The sequence below is a fragment of the Nocardioides jejuensis genome (genome assembly GCF_004337475.1).
Lineage (GTDB): Bacteria > Actinomycetota > Actinomycetes > Propionibacteriales > Nocardioidaceae > Nocardioides > Nocardioides jejuensis.
This window is the reverse complement of record NZ_SJZJ01000009.1, coordinates 77,010-100,833: the sequence shown is the minus strand read 5'-3', so window position 1 is coordinate 100,833 and position 23,824 is coordinate 77,010. Positions and strand designations below refer to the sequence as shown.

20 protein-coding genes are annotated in these 23,824 nt (G+C 71.5%); 14 read left to right on the top strand and 6 right to left on the bottom strand.

The window, feature by feature from the left end; genetic code table 11:
- Positions 1-11: 11 nt before the first annotated feature.
- The gene (cobS, locus tag EPD65_RS07510; protein ID WP_207891453.1) at positions 12-836 is read right to left on the bottom strand and encodes an adenosylcobinamide-GDP ribazoletransferase; all 825 of its coding nucleotides are present in this window, start codon (positions 834-836) and stop codon (positions 12-14) included.
- A complete protein-coding gene (locus EPD65_RS07505; protein ID WP_131582750.1) occupies positions 833-1,363 on the bottom strand; it encodes a bifunctional adenosylcobinamide kinase/adenosylcobinamide-phosphate guanylyltransferase in 531 nt (176 codons plus the stop codon). The genes cobS and EPD65_RS07505 overlap by 4 nt, the downstream gene beginning before the upstream one ends.
- A gap of 29 nt (positions 1,364-1,392) precedes the next feature.
- Here EPD65_RS07505 and EPD65_RS07500 point away from each other — a divergent pair, with 29 nt between their 5' ends.
- The 7 genes from EPD65_RS07500 to EPD65_RS07470 are packed head-to-tail and all read left to right on the top strand — an operon-like array spanning position 1,393 to position 8,320.
- Positions 1,393-1,641 (top strand): hypothetical protein, encoded by a 249-nt coding sequence (locus EPD65_RS07500; RefSeq protein ID WP_131582748.1) that lies wholly within the window; start codon positions 1,393-1,395, stop codon positions 1,639-1,641.
- Positions 1,638-2,423: an aminoglycoside adenylyltransferase domain-containing protein gene (locus EPD65_RS07495; protein WP_131582746.1), complete on the top strand. Its 786-nt coding sequence runs from the start codon at positions 1,638-1,640 to the stop codon at positions 2,421-2,423. The genes EPD65_RS07500 and EPD65_RS07495 overlap by 4 nt, the downstream gene beginning before the upstream one ends.
- Positions 2,424-2,448: 25 nt before the next feature.
- Entirely contained in the window at positions 2,449-3,243 is a 795-nt protein-coding gene (locus EPD65_RS07490) for a thymidylate synthase (protein ID WP_131582744.1), read from the top strand.
- Positions 3,240-3,722, top strand: a complete 483-nt coding sequence (locus EPD65_RS07485; protein ID WP_131582742.1) for a dihydrofolate reductase — start codon at positions 3,240-3,242, stop codon at positions 3,720-3,722. Before EPD65_RS07490 ends, EPD65_RS07485 begins: the two co-directional genes overlap by 4 nt.
- A 60-nt stretch (positions 3,723-3,782) precedes the next feature.
- Positions 3,783-5,666, top strand: coding sequence for a serine/threonine protein kinase (locus EPD65_RS07480; protein WP_131582740.1), 1,884 nt, complete (start codon positions 3,783-3,785; stop codon positions 5,664-5,666).
- Positions 5,667-5,703: 37 nt separating this feature from the next.
- Positions 5,704-6,597 (top strand): 4-hydroxy-tetrahydrodipicolinate synthase, encoded by an 894-nt coding sequence (gene dapA, locus EPD65_RS07475; protein ID WP_131582738.1) that lies wholly within the window; start codon positions 5,704-5,706, stop codon positions 6,595-6,597.
- Positions 6,598-6,628: 31 nt separating this feature from the next.
- A complete protein-coding gene (locus tag EPD65_RS07470) occupies positions 6,629-8,320 on the top strand; it encodes a ribonuclease J (protein WP_131582736.1) in 1,692 nt (563 codons plus the stop codon).
- 149 nt (positions 8,321-8,469) lie between these two features.
- On the opposite strand, the gene EPD65_RS07465 is transcribed toward EPD65_RS07470, so the two are convergent.
- The gene (locus tag EPD65_RS07465; protein ID WP_131582734.1) at positions 8,470-9,186 is read right to left on the bottom strand and encodes a lysoplasmalogenase; all 717 of its coding nucleotides are present in this window, start codon (positions 9,184-9,186) and stop codon (positions 8,470-8,472) included.
- A 155-nt stretch (positions 9,187-9,341) separates the two neighbouring features.
- Here EPD65_RS07465 and EPD65_RS07460 point away from each other — a divergent pair, with 155 nt between their 5' ends.
- The 6 genes from EPD65_RS07460 to EPD65_RS07435 all read left to right on the top strand — a co-directional run bounded on the left by EPD65_RS07460 (position 9,342) and on the right by EPD65_RS07435 (position 16,830).
- A complete protein-coding gene (locus tag EPD65_RS07460; RefSeq protein WP_207891452.1) occupies positions 9,342-11,930 on the top strand; it encodes an FtsK/SpoIIIE family DNA translocase in 2,589 nt (862 codons plus the stop codon).
- Entirely contained in the window at positions 11,927-13,729 is a 1,803-nt protein-coding gene (locus EPD65_RS07455; protein WP_131582730.1) for a helix-turn-helix domain-containing protein, read from the top strand. The genes EPD65_RS07460 and EPD65_RS07455 overlap by 4 nt, the downstream gene beginning before the upstream one ends.
- A 164-nt stretch (positions 13,730-13,893) precedes the next feature.
- Positions 13,894-15,321 (top strand): 30S ribosomal protein S12 methylthiotransferase RimO, encoded by a 1,428-nt coding sequence (gene rimO, locus EPD65_RS07450; protein ID WP_207891456.1) that lies wholly within the window; start codon positions 13,894-13,896, stop codon positions 15,319-15,321.
- Positions 15,318-15,959 (top strand): CDP-diacylglycerol--glycerol-3-phosphate 3-phosphatidyltransferase, encoded by a 642-nt coding sequence (gene pgsA, locus EPD65_RS07445; protein ID WP_131582726.1) that lies wholly within the window; start codon positions 15,318-15,320, stop codon positions 15,957-15,959. The genes rimO and pgsA overlap by 4 nt, the downstream gene beginning before the upstream one ends.
- Positions 15,960-15,982: 23 nt before the next feature.
- Entirely contained in the window at positions 15,983-16,495 is a 513-nt protein-coding gene (locus tag EPD65_RS07440; RefSeq protein ID WP_131582724.1) for a CinA family protein, read from the top strand.
- Positions 16,496-16,524: 29 nt separating this feature from the next.
- Complete coding sequence (locus EPD65_RS07435; RefSeq protein WP_279387556.1) at positions 16,525-16,830, top strand: helix-turn-helix domain-containing protein; 306 nt, start codon at positions 16,525-16,527, stop codon at positions 16,828-16,830.
- 29 nt (positions 16,831-16,859) lie between these two features.
- Here EPD65_RS07435 and EPD65_RS07430 read toward each other — a convergent pair whose 3' ends face one another.
- Positions 16,860-17,684, bottom strand: coding sequence for a pseudouridine synthase (locus EPD65_RS07430; protein ID WP_424450410.1), 825 nt, complete (start codon positions 17,682-17,684; stop codon positions 16,860-16,862).
- Between the two features lie 227 nt (positions 17,685-17,911).
- On the opposite strand from EPD65_RS07430, the gene EPD65_RS07425 reads away from it, so the two are divergent.
- Complete coding sequence (locus EPD65_RS07425; protein ID WP_131582718.1) at positions 17,912-18,490, top strand: hypothetical protein; 579 nt, start codon at positions 17,912-17,914, stop codon at positions 18,488-18,490.
- A 3-nt stretch (positions 18,491-18,493) separates the two neighbouring features.
- Here the strand turns inward: EPD65_RS07425 and EPD65_RS07420 are convergent, their stop codons facing one another.
- Entirely contained in the window at positions 18,494-19,267 is a 774-nt protein-coding gene (locus EPD65_RS07420) for a DNA-formamidopyrimidine glycosylase family protein (protein WP_131582716.1), read from the bottom strand.
- On the bottom strand, positions 19,260-23,795 hold the full coding sequence (locus EPD65_RS07415; protein WP_131582714.1) for an ATP-dependent helicase: 4,536 nt from the start codon (positions 23,793-23,795) through the stop codon (positions 19,260-19,262). Before EPD65_RS07415 ends, EPD65_RS07420 begins: the two co-directional genes overlap by 8 nt.
- Positions 23,796-23,824 lie beyond the last annotated feature (29 nt).

Below are 23,824 nucleotides of genomic sequence, written 5' to 3'. Positions count from 1 at the left end.
CGGCGCGCTGATCAGATGAAGAAGGCCGCGAGCGCCAGCGTTGCGGTGAAGGTTGTCTCGACGACGGCGCCGTAGACGTCGCCCGTCGTACCGCCGAAGCGGGAGACGGCGCGCAGCGCGATGAGGTGGCCGCAGGCACTGCCCACGAGCGCGGCGAGGAGGGCGGCCTCCACGCGCGGGGGATCCATCCAGCCGGGCAGGCCGAGGAGGCCGGTGGCCGCCAGGACCAGTCCGATCTCGAGCACGATCGCGAGCACGAGCTGGCGACGCGAGACGCTGCTGGAGACGGTGGCCCCGAGACCCCCGGGACGCGCGGCGCGGAAGCGGGGTCCGCAGAGCACGGGCAGCATGCCTCGGCTCGCGACCAGCGCGACGAGCAACGCCGGGAAGCCGCGCCCGGTGCCGATCAGATCGCTCAGTGCGATGACCTGCACCAGCAGGACGATCACCAGCGTCGCGACGCCGAAGGGTCCGATGTCGGACTTCTTCATCACGGCCAGCGCGTCGTCGCCGCGACGGCCGGACCCGAGTCCGTCGGCGACGTCGGCGAGCCCGTCCAGGTGCATCGCCCGGGTGAGCACCGCCAGGGCACCGACCACCAGTACAGCCAGCAGCGCGCTCGAGCCATGGCCCCAGCGCCACGCAAGCTGCATGGGGACGCCGACGAGCAGCGCGAGGACGATGCCGGCGACGGGCGCGAGCGTCATCGCGCGCCCCGCGACCAGGCGGTTCACCACCCGAGGCGGTTGCACCGGGAGCACCGTCAAGGTGCCAAAGAGCAGGCGGAACGGATCGAAGAGCGCGGGCTTCACCACGCGCGTCGCGGGGCCGCTCACAGGCGCACCTGCCGTCCGGCAACGCACCACACGACGTCGGCGACGACGGCCCCGAGCGCGCTGTTGAGGGCGCCCATCTCGTCGACGAACCGGCGCGTGCCCGGGTCGGGCGGGACGATGCCCTGGCCGACCTCGTTGGTCACGAGGACCAGCTCGCGGGGCGACGCTGACACGGCATCCACGAGGGCATCGACCTCTGCAACGAGGCCGGCACGGCGTGTGGCCCAGCCGTCGACCGTCCACGCATCGTGCGCGTCCATCGCGCGGGTGAGCCACAGCGTCATGCAGTCGATGAGCAGCGGTCCGCCCTGGGCGCCGAGCAGCGCTGTCAGGTCGATCGACTCCACCGATGTCCAGGACGCGGGACGCCGGGACCGGTGCAGCGCGACCCGCATGGCCCAGTCGGCGTCGTCTGCAGCGGCCGGGTAGCCGGTGGCGACGTACGTCGTGTCCGGACGGTCGAGCAGCAGGGACTCGGCGTACCGGCTCTTGCCCGACCGGGCGCCACCGATCACCAACGTCTTCACGCGGGGAACCTACCGCCTAGGGTGGAGCCATGAGCGACTTCGACCAGTCCGGAGCCCGTGCGACCGAGGCCCAGCCGTGGCGCTGGCGGCTCGAGGACGGCGCCGGTGGCGTCGTCGAGGCGGCGCCCGACCTGACCGACAAGAGCTTCCCGAGCCAGGCCGATGCGGAGTCCTGGGTGGGCGAGTTCTGGCCCGACCTCGCCGACGCCGGTGTGGCAGCGGTGACGCTCTTCGAGGCGGACCGCGAGGTCTACGGCCCGATGTCGCTCGAGGCGTGAGCCTGAGCCTTCCCGACGAGGTCGCTGAGGTCTGCGATGCCTGGCTGCAGATCGTCGACGGGCTCGCGCCGGGCCTCGTGACCGGGCTGCACGTCCGGGGCGGCCTCGGCTTCGGCGAGTACGTCGCGGAGGTCAGCGACATCGACATGGTGGCGGTGCTCGCGCGACGTCCGGACGACGCGGACATCTCCGCGCTGGAGGAGTCGCACCAGCAGCTCGCCGAGGTGGGCGCGGGGGCGCCGCTCGACGGCTTCCATGTCTTCGCCGACGATCTCGCCGCGGACCCCGATGACTGTCCGGACCTGCCGTGCATCCTGCACGGCTGGTTCGACCCGGCCGGGCGTTTCGACGTGACGCCCGTCGGGTGGCACGAGCTGGCGTTCCACTCGATGGCCGTCCGCGGCGACCTCCCGCCCGTATGGACCGACGCGGCACGGCTGCGTGACTTCACCCGGGACTGCTTCACCGGTGAGTGGGCCGGGATCGCGGCGTCGCTGGAGAAGTTCCCCGCGGAGTCCGCCACCGACGACGCGACCTGGCACGTGCTCGGTGCCGCACGCATGCACCACCTGCTGGTCACCGGTGAGCAGACCTCGAAGTCGGCGGCCGGGCGTTGGGCGCTCGCCACGATGGGGGAGCGGTGGCAGCCCGTCCTGCGCGAGGCGCTGCGGATCCGCGGCGCGAGCGAGGCGGACCGCGCCCACCCTCCGGCGTACGCCGACCCGGCCGAGCGTGGTCGTGACGTGGCGGCGTTCGTCGCGCACGTCGTTGCGTCGGCCTGAGCCGGGTCTCGCCTAGGCTGCATCCGTGCAGACCTATCTCGATCTCCTCACCCGCGTCCTCGAGGAAGGCACCGAGAAGGGTGACCGCACCGGCACTGGCACGCGGAGCGTCTTCGGCCACCAGATGCGCTTCGACCTGTCGGCCGGCTTCCCGCTGCTGACGACGAAGAAGATCCACACGCGCTCGGTCTTCGGCGAGCTGCTCTGGTTCCTGCGCGGCGAGACCAACGTCCGCTGGCTGCAGGAGCGCGGCATCACGATCTGGGACGAGTGGGCCGACGACAACGGTGACCTCGGTCCGGTCTACGGCGCGCAGTGGCGCTCGTGGCCCGCGCCCGATGGTCGACACATCGACCAGCTCGCGCAGGTGATCGACCAGATCCGCGCCAACCCCGACAGTCGCCGCCACATCGTCTCCGCGTGGAACCCGGCCGAGGTCGACAACATGGCGCTGCCGCCGTGCCACTCGCTCTTCCAGTTCTACGTCGCCGACGGCAAGCTCTCCTGCCAGCTCTACCAGCGCAGCGCCGACATCTTCCTCGGAGTGCCGTTCAACATCGCGTCGTACGCCCTGCTGACGCACATGGTCGCCCAGGTGACCGGGCTCGAGGTCGGCGACTTCGTCCACACGCTCGGCGACGCGCACCTCTACTCCAACCACGTCGAGCAGGCGCAGCTGCAGCTCACCCGCGAGCCGCGCGCGCTCCCGACGCTCGTGCTGAACCCCGAGGTGAAGGAGATCGACGCGTTCGAGCTCGAGGACATCTCGGTCGAGGGCTACGACCCGCACCCTGCGATCAAGGCGCCGATCGCCGTATGAGCAAGCACGTCGTGATGGTCGCGGCCGTCGCCCGCAACGGCGTCATCGGCCACGAGGGCGACATCCCCTGGTCGATCTCCGAGGACCTCAAGCACTTCCGGGCCGTCACCAAGGGCCACACGGTGGTCATGGGGCGCAAGACGTTCGACTCCATCGGTCACCCGCTGCCGTTCCGCACCAACATCGTCGTGACCCGTGACCCGGAGTGGTCCCACGACAACGTCTTCACGGCCACCTCGCTCGAGGAGGCCGTCGAGGTGGCCTCCGGGCATACCGGCGACACCGTGATCATGGGCGGCGCGCAGATCTACGCCCAGGCCCTGCCGCTGGCCACGCACCAGATCCTGACCGAGGTCGACCTCGAGCCCGAGGGCGACACGTTCTACCCGGTGTTCGAGGCTGAGGAGTGGGTGGAGACCCGCCGCGAGGAGTACGCCGGGGACCCGGCGTACGCGTTCGTCTGGCTGTCTCGAAGGTAGGACCACGCCGCATGCCCGTTTTGGCATGAATGGCGTGTCTGGGTGGCTAGTCTTCCGCCCATGCTTGAACCTGGGCCTGGCGTCGCCTTCGGCCGTTACCGGATGACCGGGGCACCGGCGTACCACGGGGCCGGGTCCGTCGTCGAGGCTGTCGAGGCGCGCACCGGACAGCCGCGCACGCTGTGGCTGGTGATGCCGCACATCGTCAACGAGCCTGCGCAGCGCGACGAGGTGGTCCGTGTCGCCCGGCTGCTGCGGCGGCTGGAGTCCGACCACCTGGTCCGGCTGTACGAGTTCGGCGAGATCGACGGTCAGCCGTTCTTCGCCACCGGGTCGGTCGGCGGTGTGGCGGACCTGGCGCGGGTCGCGGCACCCGACGGCATCCCGCCCGTCGACGCCATCGAGCTCGTCGCGCAGGTCGGCGCCGGCATCAGCCACCTCCACCACGCCGGGCTCGTCGACGGGGCCCTCGGGCCGCGGCGCGTGCTTGTCGCCGAGCGCGACGGGCGGATCGTCGCGACCGTCCGCGACGCCGGCATCCTGTCCGCGCTCCTGGGCACCAGTGCGCTGTTCGGCACCCTGAAGCAGGAGGCGCTGGACTTCGGCGCCCCCGAGCTGCACCACGGCGGCGAACCGACGACGCGTGCGGACATCTACTCGCTCGGCTGTCTCCTGTGGTTGACGCTGACCGGCGAGACACCGTTCGCGACGTACGTCGGGCACCGGGCCGACGCGGTCCCGCAGGTCGCAGGCGACGGCGCCGTCGAGGAGGCGATCAACGCTGTCCTGCGCACGGCACTCGCGAAGGACCCGGCGGAGCGCTACCGCGACGTGTCGGCGTTCGTCGGAACGCTGCGCGCCATCGCTGGCCTGGCACGCGACGGCGCGGCGGGTCCACTTCCGGACCGGTTCGTGCCACTGCGCGAGGACGTCGAGGACTACCGCGAGCCGGACGAGGCTGCCGCTGATCTGGTCGAGCCCGAGCCGGTTGCGGCTGAGGCACCCGAAGCCGAGGCACCCGAAGCCGAGGCCCCCGAGCCCGAGGCACCCGAGCCCGAGACTCCCACGGAGCCGGCGACCCCGACCGCGGAGGAGCCGGCGCTCGCCAAGGCGCGTGCGGCGTTCGAGGCCAAGGAGCACAGCGCGCTCAACACCTCACCCACAGAGCGTTCTACCCTCGCCGAGGTGGCGGCGGGCTGGGCCCCGATCGAGAGCCTCCGTCCAGAGGACGCGCCCGTCGGCCAGGCCCTGGCGCCGGATCCGGTGGCATCCGGGTCGGAGGTCGCCGGGGACGATGCGCGCGTGGAGCCCGCCATGCTGACCGCGATCGACCACTGGGCTGCAGGTCGCGCCGTCTCGCGGTTGCGCAACCGCCGGGGCAAGGGCGCCCGTGGCACGGCGCGCGCACTTTCGGTGGCGGCCGTCCTCGGCACGATCGCCGTGGTGAGCGTCTGGGGCGTCCGGCACTTCCAGGCGCTGGAGACGAAGGACGCCGCGGCGGACCCATTGGCCAGCAGCCTCCCCGACGCGCACACCAACGGAGCAGGTGTGCCGTCTGACGACGCGACGAAGCCGCTGGCCCGGCTCTTCCCGATCGTCGGCAAGGACGACTGCGTCCAGGACTCTGCGAAGGTGCCGCACCGCCTCGAGCGCTGGACCTGCGAGCGCAACGGCTACCGCGTCGTCCTCACGCACTGGGACAGCCAGCAGCACGCTCGCCAGCTCGTCGCCCACAAGGGCGACGGTCGCGCCTGGTCGCTGCACGGCCAGGGTGCCGGCACCCAGTGGACGTGGCATGCGTCGGACGGCGCCGAGCGGGCCTTCCGCTGGACCGCGGCGTACGCCGATGCGCCGTACGCGGTGATCATCGAGGCCCGCACCCCGGCTCGTCGCGACTACGGGCGCACGCACGTGGTCTTCCAGCCGTCCACCGCGCTCGGCTGACCCCACGCCGCCGGTGCGCGAGCGATAGCCTTGCCCCATGACTGCTCCCGCCGCTCCCTTCGGCCGTGTGCTGACCGCGATGGCAACGGCCTTCACGCCGACCGGCGAGCTGGACCTCGACGCGATCGCGCGCACGGCGGTGCACCTCGTCGACAACGGCAACGACGGCATCGTCGTCTCCGGCACCACCGGTGAGTCCGCGACGACGACGATCGAGGAGGACGGCCGCACCCTCGCTGCAGTGAAGGACGCCGTCGGCGACCGCGCGAAGATCATCGCCGGCGTGGGCACCAACGACACGCCGCACTCGGTCGAGCTGGCCCTGCAGGCCGCGAAGCTCGGCGCCGACGGCCTGCTGCTCGTCACGCCGTACTACAACAAGCCCAGCCAGGCCGGCATCGTGCACCACTTCCAGCAGGTCGTGGACGCCACCGACGTCCCGGTCATGCTCTACGACGTGCCGGGCCGCACCGGCGTCCGGCTCGCGCCCTCGACGTACGAGGCGTTCGCCGACAACGACAAGGTCGGCGCGGTCAAGGACGCCACTGGCGACGTGACCAACGCCGTCCTGCTCCGGGGTCTCGGCTACGACGTCTACTCCGGTGACGACGCGCTGACCCTCGGCTTCCTGGCGTACGGCGCCTGCGGTGTCGTGTCCGTGCTCGGCCACGCCGCCGGCACGCAGCTCTCCACCATGATCGGGGCGTTCCTCGCCGGCGATCTCGCGACCGCGCAGCAGATCGACGCGACGCTCCGTCCCGCGCTCGACGCTGTCATGGGCGTGCCCAACTACGGAGCCACGACCGCCAAGGGAGCCCTGCAGGCGCTCGGCGTCCTCGACAACCGGTCGGTGCGCTCCCCGCTGATGGCCCTCGACGACGAGGAGTACGCCGCGCTGCGTGCCGGCCTCGTCGCCTCCGGCCTGCTCTGACCAACCTGTCCCTCCTGTCCCTAAGGACCTCATGAGCCACCCGCACCTGGAACTCTCCGCCCCCGCCGAGCTCCCCGAGGGAGCCCTGCGCGTCATCCCGCTGGGCGGTCTGGGTGAGGTCGGCCGCAACATGACGGCCTTCGAGTACGCCGGTCGGCTGCTCATCGTGGACTGTGGCGTGCTCTTCCCGGAGGAGAACCACCCGGGCGTCGACCTGATCCTCCCGGACTGGTCCTCGATCCGCTCGAAGCTCGACGCGGTCGAGGCGCTCGTCCTGACGCACGGTCACGAGGACCACATCGGCGCGACGCCGTACCTCCTGCGCGAGCGGGGCGACATCCCGCTCGTCGGCTCCGAGCTGACGCTGGCGCTGCTCGGTTCCAAGCTCCGCGAGCACCGTCTCCGCGAGACCGTGCACCACGTGGTCAAGGAAGGCGACCGGGTCTCGTTCGGTCCGTTCGACCTCGAGTTCGTCGCGGTCAACCACTCGATCCCGGACGCGCTCGCCGTTGCGATCCGCACCGGTGCCGGCCTGGTCCTGCACACGGGTGACTTCAAGATGGACCAGCTGCCGCTCGACGGCCGGATCACCGACCTGCGTGCCTTCGCGCGACTCGGCGAGGAGGGCGTGGACCTGTTCATGACCGACTCGACCAACGCCGAGGTGCCCGGCTTCACGACCGCCGAGCGCTCGATCGCGCCGGTGCTCGACCGGGTCTTCCACCAGAGTTCGCAGCGGATCATCGTGGCCTGCTTCGCCTCCCACGTGCACCGCGTCCAGCAGGTGCTCGACGCCGCCGCGAGCCACGGCCGCAAGGTCGGCTACGTCGGCCGGTCGATGGTGCGCAACATGGCGATCGCGCAGGAACTCGGCTACCTGCACGTGCCGGCCGGTGTCGTGGTCGAGGCCAAGGAGCTCGCGCAGCTCCCGCCGGAGAAGCAGGTGCTGATCTCCACCGGCTCGCAGGGTGAGCCGCTCTCGGCGCTCTCGCGCATCGCCCAGCGCAACCACAACTTCGTGCACATCGAGGAGGGCGACACGGTCGTCTTCGCCTCGTCGCTGATCCCGGGCAACGAGAACTCCGTCTACCGCGTGATCAACGGCCTGGCCCGCTGGGGTGCCAACGTCGTGCACAAGGGCAACGCCAACGTGCACGTGTCGGGTCACGCCTCGGCCGGCGAGCTCCTCTACTGCTACAACATCGTCAAGCCGCGCAACGTGCTGCCGGTCCACGGCGAGATCCGGCACATGCAGGCCAACGCGGCGCTCGCGAAGGCCACCGGCGTACCGGACGAGCACGTGGTCATCGCCGAGGACGGTGTGGTCGTCGACCTCGTCGACGGCAAGGCGCAGATCGCCGGCAAGGTCGACTGTGGCTACGTCTTCGTCGACGGCTCGTCGATCGGTGACATCACCGAGGCCGACCTCAAGGACCGCCGGATCCTCGGCGAGGAGGGCTTCATCACCGTCATCACGGTCGTCGACCTCCAGGCCGGCAAGGTCATGTCCGGCCCCGAGATCCACGCGCGCGGCTTCGCTGAGGACGAGTCGGTCTTCGACGAGATCCGCCCGAAGATCGTCACCGCCCTCAACAACCTCCTGGCCGAGGGCTGCGACGACCAGCACCAGCTGCAGCAGGCCGTACGCCGCACCATCGGCCGCTGGGTCGGCACCAAGGTCAAGCGTCGCCCGATGATCGTGCCGGTCATCATCGAGGCGTGACTGGTCTCGGCTGACGGCCGCTGCCTCCGGGAGGTGCGGTCCCGGCCGACGGCTCGCTCGCTGCGCTCGCTAACACCGCCGAAGTGCCGGGACTCGCACCTCCCTGCGGCACCAGCCGTCAGTCGCTCCCTAGGTGACCCGGACGTCGCTCAGCGCAGCAGGCCGGCGACGATCAGCGCCTGCCCGACGAGGTACGTGATCATCACCAGCAGGTGACCGCGGGGGAGGGGAGCGACGAACCGGTCCCGCGCGAGGATCGAGTCGCTGGCCACGAAGATCGCGGCGCCGAGCGCCACGAGTCCCAGACCGGTGGCGAAGGCGAACCAGAGCATCGTCGCGATGACGAGCGTGTACGTCGCCATGGGCACGGCGAGCGCCGGACCGCCGGACTTCCAGGCGTTCGGCAGGACCTGCTGGGTGAAGGCGAGCGCCGCCGCCATGAGCGCCACGAAGATCCACGGGCCGAAGCCCGTGGCGAGGTCGGTTGCGCCCCACATGCCTGCTCCGACGGCGGCAAACGCCAGCACGTAGGCCAGGTGCCCGACGAGGAACGCCGCGAGGCCGGCCTTGAAGCGCGCCACGGAATCCGACAGCAGCAACACGTCGCCAAGCAGCCCGAAGGCGAGGGCCACGAAGAGCCACGGGCTGACCACGGCCACGTGGCCGGCGCCGACGGTGCCCATCGTCCCGTGCCACGACCCCAGGAAGGTGGAGGGGTCCGAGGCCACCGCAGCAGCCGGCACTGCCAGCAGGGCGAGCGTCGCCGCCGGCTTGAAGATCGTCTCCAGTCGCTTCGACCCGCGGGCGACCGCCACCCAGTCGGCGAGTGCGAGGACGGCGAACAGGGACCACGCGGCGTACGTCATGGGCGGGAGTCTGCACCAGAACCCGCGACTCAAGACGTCAAAACCCGGGTCTCGACGCGTCAAAACCCGGGTCTCGGCACCTCGACAACCACTGGGGCGCGACACGCACCCTGTGGTCCCTGTGACGGGTGGGGCGATCGCCTAGTGTGCTGAACATGGCGACCCGTACGTCTTCCCCGGCGGGTTCGCGGAGCAAGAGCACGTCTCCTGCGCCCCGGACCCGTAGTACTGGCAGCCAGGCCAAGCGACCCTCGTCGTCCGCTCGGAAGCCTTCCCAGGCCCGACCGGCACCGCGAGCCGTCCGCAGTGGACCTGGCCCGATCTTCCGTGCCTTCCAGGCGATCTTCCGCGCGCTCGCAGCGATGTGGATGGGTCTGGCTGCAGGCGTGGGCTCCATCGCGCGCTCGATCGGCCACACGGCCGGCGAGCTCGAGCCGGAGCACCGTCGCGACGGCGTCGGCCTGTCGCTGATCGGCCTCGGCATCGTCGTCGCCGCAGCGGTCTGGTGGGACCTCCCGGGCTCCGTCATGGAGGGCACGCGCACGATCGTCGCGGGCTCCGTGGGCAAGGTCGCCTGGTTCGTCCCGCTCGCCCTGTGGTTCATGGGCTGGCGCACCCTGCGCGACCCCGAGCAGAACGGCCCGGTCGGCCGTCAGGTCATCGGCTGGTCCGCGCTGGTGTTCGGCATCCTCGGCATCGTCGACATCGCCAACGGCAGCCCCGAGCCGGGCGACGTCGCCGGGCTCCAGGCCGCCGGCGGTGCCGTCGGCTTCGTCGTCAGCTCGCTGCTGATGGACCTGCTGCAGACGCCGTACGTCGTCATCCCGCTGCTCGCGCTGGTCTCCGTCTTCGGCATCCTGGTCATCAGCGCCACGCCGGTGTACCTCATCCCGACGCGGCTGCGCGAGCTGCGCGACACGCTCCTCGGCACGCACCACCTCGACCGGCAGCCGATGGCGCTCGAGCGCGGTCGCAAGCACACGGTCGGCGAGCTCGAGCCCTTCGAGACCCCCATGCTCGAGGAGCGCGAGGTCAAGAAGCGCAAGCGCCTGGCCACCGGCATCGCGGAAGAGGCCGACGCGGTCGACGTCGCCACCTCGTTCACCGGCTCCGCCAGCCCCGACGAGGAGCCGACCGGCCCCATCGCCGGCCTGGTCTCGCGGGTCACCCCCAAGCCCCGCGCCAAGGCGGACGCCAAGGCCGACAAGAGCGACCTCGAGCCGCCCCCGCACAGCCAGCTCCCGCAGCGCGTCGAGCAGCTCGCTCTCTCCGGCGACATCACCTACACGCTGCCGGACTCCAAGGTGCTCAAGGTCGGCGACGCCCACCAGGCGCGCACCAAGGCCAGCGACGACATCGTCGGTCGCCTCCAGGGCGTTCTCGACGAGTTCGGCATCGACGCCCAGGTCACCGACTACACGCGTGGCCCGACGGTCACGCGCTACGTGGTCGAGGTCGGCACCGGCGTCAAGGTCGAGAAGATCCTCGGCATCCAGAAGAACATCGCGTACGCCGTCGCCTCGGCCGACGTCCGCATCCTCAGCCCGATCCCCGGCAAGTCCGCGGTCGGTGTCGAGATCCCCAACCCGGACAAGGAGATCGTCACCCTCGGTGACGTGCTCCGCTCCGGTTCGGCGCGCAACAGCCCGCACCCGATGGTGGTCGGCCTCGGCAAGGACGTCGAGGGCGGCTTCGTCGTCGCGAACCTCGCCAAGATGCCGCACCTCCTCGTCGCGGGTGCCACGGGCTCCGGCAAGTCGTCCTTCATCAACTCGATGATCACCTCGCTCCTCATGCGGTCCACGCCGGACGAGGTGCGGATGATCATGGTCGACCCGAAGCGCGTCGAGCTGACGGCGTACGAGGGTGTCCCGCACCTGATCACGCCGATCATCACGAACCCGAAGAAGGCCGCCGAGGCGCTCGAGTGGGTCTGTCGCGAGATGGACATGCGCTACGACGACCTCGCCAACTTCGGCTTCCGCCACATCGACGACTTCAACAAGGCCGTCAAGGCCGGCCAGGTCGAGGTGCCGGCGGGTTCCGAGCGCGTGCTCGCGCCGTACCCGTACCTCCTGGTCGTCATCGACGAGCTCGCCGACCTGATGATGGTCGCCCCGCGCGACGTCGAGGCCTCGGTCGTCCGCATCACCCAGCTCGCGCGTGCCGCCGGTATCCACCTGATCCTCGCCACGCAGCGTCCGTCCGTCGATGTCGTCACCGGTCTGATCAAGGCCAACGTCCCGTCGCGTCTCGCGTTCGCGACGTCCAGCCTCGCCGACTCCCGCGTCGTCCTCGACCAGCCGGGTGCGGAGAAGCTCGTCGGCCAGGGTGACGGCCTCTTCCTCCCGATGGGTGCCTCCAAGCCGGTCCGCGTCCAGGGCGCCTGGGTCGGCGACAAGGAGATCGACGCGGTCGTCAAGCACGTCAAGGCCCAGCTCGAGCCGACGTACATCGAGGAGGTCACCGCTCCGGCGGCGTCCAACAAGGTCCTCGACGACGACATCGGCGACGACCTGGACCTGGTCATCCAGGCGGTGGAGCTCGTCGTGTCGACCCAGTTCGGCTCGACCTCGATGCTCCAGCGCAAGCTGCGCGTCGGCTTCGCCAAGGCCGGCCGCCTCATGGACATCCTCGAGAGCCGCGGCATCGTCGGCCCGTCCGAGGGCTCGAAGGCTCGCGACGTCCTCGTGAAGCCCGATGAAGTCGATTCCGTCATCGCGACCCTGCAGGGGGAGATGTGAGCACCAACGAAGCCATGCCGTACGACGACCACGAGGGCGGTCGCGAGTCGACCTCGTCCGTGATGCTGTCGGCTGCGCCCGACGCCGTCGAGGTACGCCGCAACGGCGGCCTCGCCGCGCTGCTCGGCGGCGCGTCGTCCGCGGTCGCGATCGGCTACCTGGCGCGCGCCGTCTCGACGGGCTCGGTGTTCGACTGGGCGCTGGCGGTCGTGCTCGGCCTGCTCGGCGGCTACTACCTCCACGCCTTCGTCGACGCGCGTACGCCGCTCATGGTCGCCGACTCGCAGGGTGTCCGGATCCGCCTCGGTCGCGCCTGGCGCGGTATCCCGTGGGGCGGCCTTGCCTCCGTCGAGGTGACGCCGAGCACCGGCTTTGCCCGTGACGGTCGCCTGACTCTGGTCCCGCGCAACGCCGAGCGCGTGCTCGCTTCCTTCGATGCCTCGGGCCGCCGTCAGGGACGTCTCGCCGAGCGCCTGTACGGCTCGCCGTTCGCGGTGCCGCTGGGTCTCTCGACCCGCGTCGCCGGTGCCGAGGAAGACCTGACCACCTCGCTGCGCCAGCTCGCCGGCAGCGGTGCCCGGGTCGTCGAGCTGGTCCGCGACCAGCCGGAGGCGGCAGCCGAGGTCGAGGTCGTCGAGACCACGACCGACGCGGATGTCGAGCGCGGCACGCGGCACCTCGTCGACCCCCGTCCGGCTGTCGCCCACGCCATCTCCACGGTGTCCGACGCCCTCAAGTCGCGCTCGGAGGCGCGGGCCGAGGCCCGCACCGAGCGGCGTACGGCCAAGGAGGCTGCTGCCGAGGAGGAGCGCGTTGCCGCCGAGGCTGCGGCTGCGGAGGCTGCCACGCCCGTCGTCGCGTCGCCCACCCCGGTGCCGCTGCGCGAGGCCCGCGCACCGCGTCGTGCCGAGCTCACGTCGGTGCCCGCCGAGATCGACGGCCGTCAGCTGCGCCGGCCCGGCTCGGTCGACCTGGTCGAGGAGAAGGCGTCGTGGGGCGATCGCGTCCGCCCGCTGGCCCGTCTGCGCGAGTCGGTCGAGCCGCTGGTCATCGACGACTTCGCCGTGCAGCCTGCTGCCGACCCGGTGATTGGTCCGGACCTGAAGGCCGCCCGCACGCGCATCGGCCTCACGGTCGAGCAGCTCGCCGAGCGCACCCGGATCCGTCCGCACGTCATCGAGTCGATCGAGGTCGACGACTTCGTCCCGTGCGGTGGCGACTTCTACGCCCGCGGTCACCTGCGCACGCTCTCCCGCGTCCTCGGTCTCGACCCGGCGCCGCTCCTCGCGACGTACGACGAGCGCTACGCCGACGCGGAGATCAGCCCGCGCCGGATCTTCGAGGCCGAGCTTGCCTCGGGTGCCGCCGGTGGCATGCGCTCCATGCGTGGCGGTCCGAACTGGTCGATCCTCGTCGCTGCCGTCATGGCCGTCGTGCTCGCCTGGTCGATCGCGCACCTGATCATGTCCGAGCCCGCCGAGGTCCGTACGCCGACGGCGCCGTCGATCGTGGCCGGCCCGGATGGCTCCGGTGTGCCCAACTACATCGGCACGCAGCCGGTGAAGCTGCACCTCGAGGGTCTCGAAGACGGCGCCCGTGTCCTGGTCAAGGATGACGACGGCGTCGCGTTCCGTGGCTCCATCGCGGCTCTCGGCAGCCAGGAGCTGACCGTCATGCCGCCGTTCACGGTCAGCGTGAAGGACCAGGGCGCCGTGCAGGTGACCGTCGACGGCAAGGACAAGGGTGTCCTCGACGGCGCCACCGACCAGTCGAGCCGCGACTTCAAGCCGAAGCAGTAGTCCGCTCCGCAGGTAACGCGCCGTTACCCGCACCTCTGCGCCCGTCGGTGGGCGCCGTTGTGCAGGTAACGGCGCGTTACTGCGTTTCGGTGGGCGGAGAGGGGCCGTGGGATACTCGGCGGGCCATGACTCAGACCCCGACGGCGCCTGCCGAGACCGAACTCCTGTCCGTTGCGATGGTCACCCTCGGGTGTGCGCGCAACGAGGTTGACTCCGAGGAGCTGGCCGGCCGGCTCCAGGCCGGAGGCTTCCGGCTGGTCGCTGACCCGGAGGACGCCGACACGGTCGTCGTCAACACCTGCGGCTTCGTCGAGGCGGCGAAGAAGGACTCCGTCGACACCCTGCTCGAGGCCGCGGACCTGAAGGCCGCAGGCAAGACGCAGGCCGTCGTGGCCGTCGGCTGCATGGCCGAGCGCTACGGCAAGGACCTCGCGGAGAGCCTGCCTGAGGCGGACGCGATCCTGGGCTTCGACGACTACCCGGACATTGCTGCCCGGCTCAAGGGCATCCTGGCGGGGGAGCAGCACCACTCGCACACGCCGCAGGACCGTCGCAAGCTGCTCCCGGTCTCGCCGACCTCGCGTGACGCCTCCGCGATCTCGGTGCCCGGTGTCTCCGACGGCAGCGGTGACCTTCTGGGCATGCCGTTCCGTGCGCGCCTCGACTCCGGCCCGATGGCGCCGCTGAAGCTGGCCTCCGGCTGCGACCGCCGCTGCACGTTCTGCGCGATCCCCGCCTTCCGCGGCTCGTTCGTGAGCCGCCGGCCGAGCGACGTCCTCAACGAGGCGCGCTGGCTCGCGGAGCAGGGCGTGCGTGAGGTCTTCCTGGTCAGCGAGAACAACACGTCGTACGGCAAGGACCTCGGCGACATCCGGCTGCTCGAGACGCTGCTGCCCGAGGTGGCGGCGATCGACGGCATCGACTGGGTGCGTGTCTCGTACCTCCAGCCGGCCGAGATGCGCCCGACGCTGATCGACGCGATCGCGCAGACGCCGGGCGTGGTGCCGTATTACGACCTCTCCTTCCAGCACGCCTCCGCGACCGTGCTCCGTCGCATGAAGCGCTTCGGCGACCCGGAGAGCTTCCTCGGCCTGCTCGAGCAGGTGCGGGCCAAGTCGCCCGAGGCCGGTGTGCGCTCCAACGTCATCGTCGGCTTCCCGGGGGAGACCGAGGAGGAGTTCCAGACGCTGTGCGACTTCCTCGAGGCCGCGCGTCTCGACGTCACCGGTGTCTTCGGCTACTCCGACGAGGACGGCACCGAGGCCGAGCGCTTCGAGGGCAAGCTCGACCAGGACGAGATCGACGCCCGCGTGGCTCACCTGCAGGACCTCGTGGAGGAGCTCACGGCGCAGCGCGCCGAGGAGCGCATCGGCGAGCGGGTGCAGGTCCTCGTGGAGTCCCTGACGGACGAGGACGGCGATCCTGCGGTCGTCGGCCGCGCGGCGTTCCAGGGTCCGGAGGTGGATGGCACCACACTGGTGCTCGACGCCCCCGAGGGCGTCAAGGTCGGCGACCTGCTGACCGCCGAAGTGACCGGCTCCGAGGGCGTTGACCTCGTGGCCGGTTTCGCGAACGAGGAGACGCGCCGATGACCACCGAGACCCCGGTCAAGACCAGCAACTGGAACGTGCCCAATGCGCTGACCACGCTGCGGATCGTGATGGTGCCGTTCTTCGGCTACGCGCTCCTGCACGACGGCGGCGACTCGATCGGCTGGCGCATCACGGCGTACGTCCTCTTCGCGCTCGCGATGGTGACCGACAAGATCGACGGCGACCTCGCCCGCAAGCACAACCTGGTCACGGACTTCGGCAAGATCGCCGACCCGATCGCCGACAAGGCGATCACCGGCATGGCGTTCATCGGCCTCTCGATCGTCGGCTCCCAGTCGGGCGAGGCCTGGTACGTCGCCGGCGGCGAGATCTGGTGGTGGGTCACGATCCTCGTGCTCGTGCGCGAGTGGAGCGTCACGCTGCTCCGCCTGTCGATCATGAAGGACGTCGTGATCCCGGCCGCCCAGCTCGGCAAGATCAAGACCACCGCGCAGGGCGTGGCTCTCGGCCTGCTGTCGCTGCCCCTGGTTGCCGATGACAACGCCTGGGGTGACACCGGACGCGTGATCTTCTACGTGTCCCAGGTGATCCTCGCCGTGGCCGTGGGCCTGACCCTGTGGTCGGGCTACGAGTTCTTCCGCGACGCCTTCCGCCAGAAGCGCGCCGCGCGCGCCTGACGCGCCTCGTTAGTCTCGGACCCATGAGCTCCGGGGAGATCATCGAGGCAGAGACGGTGGCGGTCCAGCTGGTCGTAACGCTCGCGGCCCGCGGTCAGACCGTCGCCACGGCGGAGTCGCTGACCGGCGGGCTCGTGGCGGGCGCGCTGACGGACGTACCCGGCGCCTCCGCGGTCTACGTCGGTGGGGTGGTCAGCTATGCCACCCACGCCAAGGAGGAGTTGCTCGCGGTCTCTCCAGAGGTGATCGAGGGCGCGGGTGTGGTGTCCGCAGCGTGCGTCGAGGCGATGGCCCGCGGCGTACGACGGCTGCTCGGCACGACGTACGGCGTGGCGACGACCGGGGTCGCGGGGCCGGACGAGCAGGAGGGCAAGCCGGTCGGCACGGTCTTCATCGGCCTGGCCGGTCCAGGCGGCGTCACCTCGGTCGCGCTGCGTCTCGGCGGGGACCGCCGCGCCATCCGGGCCGCGACCGTCGAAGCCGCGCTCGCGCTGCTCCGCGAACAGGTCCCGCGGGAAGAACCACGCCTCGGGTAGCGTTGCCCCCACCCAACGATACGAAGGAGATCGCCATGGTGCTGTTCCGTCGAGTGCTCGGCGACGTGCTCCGCAGCCAGCGCGTCCAGCGCGGCATGACGCTGCGCGAGGTCTCCGCCGGTGCCCGTGTGTCGCTGGGCTACATCTCCGAGATCGAGCGCGGCCAGAAGGAAGCCTCCTCGGAGCTCCTCGCCTCGCTCTGCGGTGCGATGGACCTGACGCTCTCGCAGGTGATCCGTGAGGTGTCCGACCAGGTTGCGCTCGAGGAGGCCGCACTGGCCCCGATCCCGCTGCCCGTCCGTGTGGACGCCCCGGCCGCGTCGTCCGCTGCCTGACGGCGAGAGGGCAGCACCGCCGGATTTGATCAGAGCGGGAGAAGCTTCGCGCTGCGGAAGCAGCGTTCGCTCCCGTCCACCGGGTCGGGGAACGCAAGCTCGCTCGCGAGCAGCTGAAGAGGCGTCGAGAAGTCGTCGACGCTCACACCGGTCGCGCGGGGGTAGAGCGGGTCGCCCTCGATCGGGATCCCGAGCCCGTGCAGATGCAGCCGGAGCTGGTGGGTCCGGCCGGTCAGCGGCGTCAGCTTGTAGATCGCCCGCCCGTCGTCGAGGCGGGTCTCCACCTCGACGTACGTCTCCGCATTGACGGGCGCATCCGGCACGACCTCGCCCTGCCACTGGCCGCGCGGCTTCTGCAGGTGGTTGCGGACCCAGACGGGCTGCTCGCGCGCCGCGTCGTACGGGGCGACGGCGCGGTAGGTCTTGCGCGCCGTTCCGTTCTCGAAGACTCCCTGGTACGCCGCGCGCCACCGCTTCGCTGCGGTGAGCATGAGGACGCCGGAGGTCACGCGGTCGAGCCGGTGGGCCGGTGAGAGCTCGGGAAGACCGAGCTCCTCGCGGGCACGGACCACGACGCTCTGCACGACGTGGCTGCCACGGGGGATCGTCGACAGGAAGGCCGGCTTGTCGATGACGACGATCCGCTCGTCCTGGTGGAGGACGGTGAGGTCGCCCGGGACGACCGGCTCCTCCCGCAGGTCGCGGTGGAACCACACGAACGTGTGCGGCCGGTAGGTGTCGTCGGGGCGCACGGCCGTGCCGTCCTGCCAGACGAAGCGGCCGCTGGCGAGGAACCCGTCGACGTCGACGCTGGGCTGCTGGCCGTCGCCCAGCGGCACGGCCAGGTCCGCCATCGCGTGGACGCCGGTGGCCTCGAGGTTGCGCGGCGGCAGGCGGTAGTGCAGCCAGTCACGCATCGAGCCCTCGTGCTCCGCCACGGTGCCGGCGTGCGGAAGCCGCACCCACGCGGCGTTCAACCCATGGCGCGGCGGCAGCGGGGAGCGGGGAGGCACGGGTGGAATCGTAGGCGCGCGCCGAGCGGGTGGCCGCGGCCGGGGGAGCGTCTGTGATGATCAGGCCCATGACTGACGTGTTTTCTCGGGCGCGTGGCAGGCAGAAGTGGGCTGTCGTGGTGCTTTTCGGTGTCCTGGCAGGGCTCATGGTGTGGTGGTGGTCGCATGCGACCGTCTTCGAGGGCAGGCTCGGCGCGAAGCCGGTGGCAGCAATGCAGAAGGGCGCTGGTTCGCGGGCGGTCTTCGTCGGCGTCGGCATCCCCGACGCCCACGGTGACGGTGACGAGACGATCACCTTCCGGAGCACGTCCGTCGACGTCGCCGAGAACACCGCCGGTGCTCACGCGAGCCTTGCTGTCTGCGAACGAGCCGGTCGGACCGACCTCGTGGGATCGGTCCTGGGCACTCCGCTGCAGTACTGCTCGGCGATCCGGCCGGTGGTCAAGGGCACGAGGATGCGGTGGCAGGAAGGCGGTCAGCCGTCGGAGTACCTGGTGCTGCGGGTCGTGCCGACCCACCCGGGGACGGTGGCGGTCGACGGGATCTCGGTCTCCTACCGACGCTCGTGGTCGCACGGATGGCAGCAGGGCACGGAGAAGGCTGCGGTTAACGTCAGGGTCGAGGGCGCTCCGGCGCCGCCTCGGTGACCCTCAGCGCTGGCAGCTCGGGCACCAGTAGCGGATCCGTTCGCGCCCGGGCTCGCCCTGCTCTTCGCGGCGTACGGCGGTGCCGCAGCGCTGGCATGCCCGCTGGCCGTAGACCCAGTGCGACCGGCCGCGGCGGGTGTCACCGGTCGTCACCATGCCCGGTCGGTCGCGGTTGAGCATCAGCAGCTGGTGCGCCCGGGCGAGGAGGCGCTCGAGCCGCTCCACCTCGCCGACCGGAGTTGTCGGCAGGCGCCCGGTCAGGAAGCAGAGCTCGGCGGCGTAGACGTTGCCGATGCCGGCCAGGTTGCGTTGATCCAGAAGTGCCTGCGCGAGAGGCCGCGCGGGGTCGCGCAGCAGGTTGCCGAGGGCCCGGTCCACGGACCAGTCGGCGCCGAGGAGATCAGGACCGAGGTGGCCGACAGCGTCCGCCTCCGCCGATCGGGGCAGTAGCTCGACGACGCCGAGCGAGAAGCCGACCGCCTCGACGTCACCCGCGCGCAGCACCACGCGGGCGGTGTGGGCCGGGCTGCGCCATCGGTCACCGACGCGCCCGGTGACCCACGACCCCTCCATCTTCAGATGGGTGTGGAGCGTGACGTCGTTGCCGATCCGGGTGAGCAGGTGCTTGCCGCGCGCGATGCTCCCGGTGACCGGCTGACCGCTCAGGTCGGCGGTGGCGTGCGCCGGCACCCGGAAGTCGGTGGAGGTGAGGACACGCCCCGACAGGGCCCGATCCAGCGACCGGGCGGTCCGCCAGACCGCGTCACCTTCAGGCACGGATCCGCAGGCCCTGCGGCGTCGCGATGAATCCCGCCGCCGTGAGTGCCTCGCGCAACGGCGTGGAACCGCTGCCGAGGACCTGCTCGCCGTCGGCCCGCTGGACCGTGAGGCGGCCGAGCTGCCCGCGGCGTACGGCGTCGGCGAGCGCAGCGCTGGCCGGACCGAGGAGGTCGTGGGATTCGGTGAACGTCAGCAACGTGCGGCCGCCACGCTCGACGTAGAGGACGAGGGCGCCGTCGACGAGCACGACGATCGCTCCGGCCTTGCGGCCGGGACGATGGCCCGGACCGCTCTCCGCGGTCGGGTCGGACACCGGCCTCTCGGGCCAGGGCAGGGCGGCGCCGAACGGGTTCGCCGGATCGGTCGCGGCCAGGGCGACGGCGACGGTCTCCTCACCGGGCTCCGAGAAGGTGCGGAGCCGGTCCACCGCTCCCGCGGAGCCGAACTGGGCGGCGCCGAGCCCGGCCACGAAGTAGCCGCGACGGCAGCGGCCGGACTCCTCGAACTGGCTCAGCACCTTGTACGCCGCGGCGAAGCCTCCCGGAGCCCGCTCGGCCTGCACTGCGCCGCGGGTGACGACACCGTGGCGCTCGAGCAGTCCTTCGGCGAGGGCATGGGCGCGTCGCGTGGGATCGAGGTCGACGGCAGGTAGCGCGCTCCATCGGCCCGAGGTCTGCGGAGGGCCGCTCCGGCTGGGCATCGCGGGGCGGCGGGAGGCCGCGCGGGCGCGCGGCGCCGGTCGGCGCGTGCGGTGGGTGGTGGAGCCGCCACCGAGGAGCGCACGCACGGGAGCGAGGGTGTCGTTGCCGATGCGTCCCGCCCACACGAGCTCCCACAGCACGGCGGCCAGCGCGGCATCATCGGTCGCGCCCACTGCATCGGCGAGCTGACGGAAGAACCAGGCACCACCCGGTGCGAGCGCGTCGAGCACAGCCTGGTGCAGCTCGGAGTGCTCGAACGCCACCGGCGCCGGCAGCGTCAGGTCGCACTGGTCGGCGAGGTGGAGCGAGACCCACCCGTCGTCGCCGGGAAGCGCGCCGTGGCCGGCCCAGAGGACCTCGCCCGTCGTGGTCAGCTCGTCGAGGAACGCCGGGGAGTAGTCGCGCACGCGGGCCGGCAGCACGAGCGACTCGAGTGCGCTGGCGGGCACGGGACAGCCGGCGAGCTGCTCGACGGCAGCTAGCACTCCGTCGACGCCACGAAGCGCGCCCTGCTTGCGGGTGACGCCCTGCCAGTGCGGCAGGAAGCGCCCCAACGCCTCGGGATCGACCGGCTCGACCTCGGCACGCAGCCGGGCCAGCGAACGCCGACGCAGCCGGCGCAGGACCTCCGCGTCGCACCACTCGGCGCCAGCACCGGCAGGGCGGAACTCGCCTTCGAGCACCCGGCCTTCACCCGCGAGACGGGTCAGCGTGTGGCGCACGACGGCGATGCCGAGGCCGAAGCGCGTCGCCACCTCGTCGGCGGTGAACGGGCCGTGCGTGCGGGCGTGCCGGGCGACCAGGTCGCCGAGCGGATCGTCGACCGACTCGGCGAAGACCGAGGGGGTGCCGGGTGGCACGGGGACGCCGAGACCGTCGCGTAGTCGCGCCACGTCCTCGATCGCCGCCCACCGCTCGATGCCGGCGACGCGCAGGAGGGCGGCGCGGCGAGCGCCGGCGAGGGTGGCCAGATCGGCGGCGGCGTCCGGTCCGGAGTAACGCGCCTCGATCTCGTCGATGGCCAGGGGCCCGAGCAGGCGCAGCAGGTCGGCGATGCCCTCGGCGTCACGCGCCTTGCGGTCCTCGACGAGGCGCTGGAGCTCGGCCTCGGTCTCGGTCAGCACGGCCGGATCGAGCAGCTCGCGGAGCTCGGCCCGTCCGAGCAGCTCGGCGAGCAGGCCCTGGTCGAGCTGCAGCGCGGCGGCGCGGCGTTCGGCGATGGGGGAGTCGCCCTCGTAGACGAACTGGGCCACGTAGCCGAACAGCAGCGACCGGGCGTACGGCGAGGGCAGCGGCGTATCGACGTCGACGACCTGGACCTCGCGCTGGTCGATCCGGGTCAGCAGCCCGACGAGCCCCGGCAGGTCGTAGACGTCCTGGAGGACCTCGCGGACGGCCTCGAGCACGATCGGGAACGACGGGTACTTCGCGGCGACCTCGAGCAGCTGTGCCGAGCGCTGGCGCTGCTGCCACAGGGGCGAGCGCTTGCCGGGATCGCGCCGGGGGAGCAGCAGGGCGCGGGCAGCACACTCGCGGAACCGTGAGGCGAACAGCGCCGAGCCGCCCACCTCCGTCGTGACGATGTCCTCGATCTCACCGGGCTCGAAGACCACGACGTCACCGCCCGGTGGCTCGGCGGACGTGTCGGGCACCCGCAGCACGATGCCGTCGTCGGACGCGACCGCCGAGGCTTCGACGCCATAGCGCTCCCGGAGGCGCGCGTTGATCGCCAGCGCCCAGGGTGCATGGACCGGCGTGCCGTACGGCGAGTGGACCACGAGACGCCAGTCGCCGAGCTCGTCGCGGCATCGCTCGACCACGATCGACCGGTCGCTCGGCACGATGCGGGTCGCCTCCGCCTGCTCCCCGACGTACGCCGCGAGGTTGCTCGCCGCCCACTCGTCGAGGCCCGCCTCGCGTGCCCGCGCAACGGCCGCTGCGGTCGGCAGGGCGGCGAGCTCGCGGCCCAGCGCGCCCACTGCTTCGCCCAGCTCGGCGGGGCGGCCGAGGGTGTCGCCCTTCCAGAACGGCAGCCGCCCGGGCACACCGGGAGCAGGCGTCACGAGCACGCGGTCGTGGGTGATGTCCTCGATCCGCCAGCTGGTCGCGCCAAGGGCGAAGACGTCGCCCACGCGGGACTCGTAGACCATCTCCTCGTCGAGCTCGCCCACGCGCTTGCCGGTCGTGTCGGAGCCGACCAGGAAGACACCGAAGAGCCCGCGGTCGGGGATGGTGCCGCCACTGGTCACCGCGAGGCGCTGCGCACCGGGACGTCCTGTCACCTGCCCCGTGACGCGGTCCCAGACGACGCGCGGCCGCAGCTCGGCGAACTCGTCCGAGGGATAGCGCCCGGCGAGCAGGTCGAGGGTCGTGTCGAAGGCTGCCCGGGGCAGCTGGGCGTAGGGAGCGGAACGGCACGCCAGCTCGTAGAGCTCGTCGACGTGCCAGGCATCGAGGGCGGTCATCGCGACGACCTGCTGGGCGAGGACGTCGAGAGGATTGGTCGGCACCCGGAGCGACTCGATCGCGCCGCTCCGCATGCGCTCCACCGCTACGGCGGTCTGGGCGAGGTCGCCACGGTGCTTCGGGTAGAGCACCCCGCGGGAGACCTCCCCGACCTGGTGGCCCGCGCGCCCGACCCGCTGGAGCGCAGAGGCGACCGACGGTGGCGACTCGATCTGCACCACGAGGTCGACGTCGCCCATGTCGATGCCCAGCTCGAGTGAGGAGGTCGCGACGACGCAGGGGAGCCGACCGCGCTTGAGGTCGTCCTCGATGAGGGCGCGCTGCTCCTTCGAGACAGAGCCGTGGTGCGCCTTGGCGATCACCGCCCCCGCGGCGTACGCCGTGCCCGACTGCGCCATCACGGCGGCGGGCGTTGCCCCATTGCGCTCGACCGCGAGTCCTGCGCGCTCTGTGGCGATCTCGTTGAAGCGCGCGGTCAGCCTCTCCGCGAGCCGCCGCGAGTTGGCGAAGACGATCGTGGAGCGGTGCTGCTCGATCAGGTCGACGACGCTCTCCTCCACGTGCGGCCACAGCGAGCCGGAGCGTGCAGGGTCCTCGCCCTCCTCGTCGTAGTCGCCCGGGCTGGTCATGTCCTCGACCGGCACGACCACGCGGAGGTCCCACTCCTTGGTCGAGGGCGGCGCGACGATCTCGACCGGCGCCGAGCCGCCCAGGAAGCGCGCCACCTCGTCGAGCGGGCGCACGGTCGCCGAGAGGCCGATCCGCTGGGCCGGTCGCTCGAGCAGGGCGTCCAGTCGCTCGAGCGAGAGGGCGAGGTGGGCGCCGCGCTTCGTCCCCGCGACGGCGTGGACCTCGTCGATGATCACGGTCTGCACACCGCGGAGCGCATCGCGAGCACCGGAGGTCAGCATCAGGAAGAGCGACTCGGGCGTCGTGATCATGATGTCCGGCGGAGCGGTGGCGAGCTTGCGGCGCTCGGCTGCCGGGGTGTCACCCGACCGCACGCCGACACGCACGTCGTTGACGGGCAGACCGAGCCGGTCGGCGGTGTGCCGGATGCCGGTCAGCGGCGCCCGCAGGTTGCGCTCGACGTCGACGGCCAGTGCCTTGAGCGGCGACACGTAGAGCACACGGCAGCGCAGCTTGCGGTCCTCGGGCGGCGCCTCGCTCAGCAGCTGGTCGAGCGCTGCGAGGAACGCCGACAGCGTCTTGCCCGATCCTGTCGGGGCCACGACGAGCGCATGGCGACTTGCCGCGATCGCGTCCCAGGCGCCCGCCTGTGCAGGCGTGGGCTCGGCGAACGCGGCACGGAACCACGTCCGTGTCGCCTCGCCGAAGCGCTCCAGGGGATCAGCCATGGGGCCATCCTTGCGGACGGCACTGACAA

Bases quoted from the DNA above. Each gene is read 5' to 3' on its own strand.
- EPD65_RS07415 (WP_131582714.1), bottom strand. From the start codon at position 23,795: ATGGCTGATCCCCTGGAGCGCTTCGGCGAGGCGACACGGACGTGGTTC.
- EPD65_RS07470 (WP_131582736.1), top strand. From the start codon at position 6,629: ATGAGCCACCCGCACCTGGAACTCTCCGCCCCCGCCGAGCTCCCCGAG.
- EPD65_RS07430 (WP_424450410.1), bottom strand. From the start codon at position 17,684: ATGGCGGACCTGGCCGTGCCGCTGGGCGACGGCCAGCAGCCCAGCGTC.
- EPD65_RS07440 (WP_131582724.1), top strand. From the start codon at position 15,983: ATGAGCTCCGGGGAGATCATCGAGGCAGAGACGGTGGCGGTCCAGCTG.
- EPD65_RS07480 (WP_131582740.1), top strand. From the start codon at position 3,783: ATGCTTGAACCTGGGCCTGGCGTCGCCTTCGGCCGTTACCGGATGACC.
- dapA (WP_131582738.1), top strand. From the start codon at position 5,704: ATGACTGCTCCCGCCGCTCCCTTCGGCCGTGTGCTGACCGCGATGGCA.
- EPD65_RS07485 (WP_131582742.1), top strand. From the start codon at position 3,240: ATGAGCAAGCACGTCGTGATGGTCGCGGCCGTCGCCCGCAACGGCGTC.
- EPD65_RS07460 (WP_207891452.1), top strand. From the start codon at position 9,342: ATGGCGACCCGTACGTCTTCCCCGGCGGGTTCGCGGAGCAAGAGCACG.
- EPD65_RS07425 (WP_131582718.1), top strand. From the start codon at position 17,912: ATGACTGACGTGTTTTCTCGGGCGCGTGGCAGGCAGAAGTGGGCTGTC.
- EPD65_RS07465 (WP_131582734.1), bottom strand. From the start codon at position 9,186: ATGACGTACGCCGCGTGGTCCCTGTTCGCCGTCCTCGCACTCGCCGAC.
- pgsA (WP_131582726.1), top strand. From the start codon at position 15,318: ATGACCACCGAGACCCCGGTCAAGACCAGCAACTGGAACGTGCCCAAT.
- EPD65_RS07500 (WP_131582748.1), top strand. From the start codon at position 1,393: ATGAGCGACTTCGACCAGTCCGGAGCCCGTGCGACCGAGGCCCAGCCG.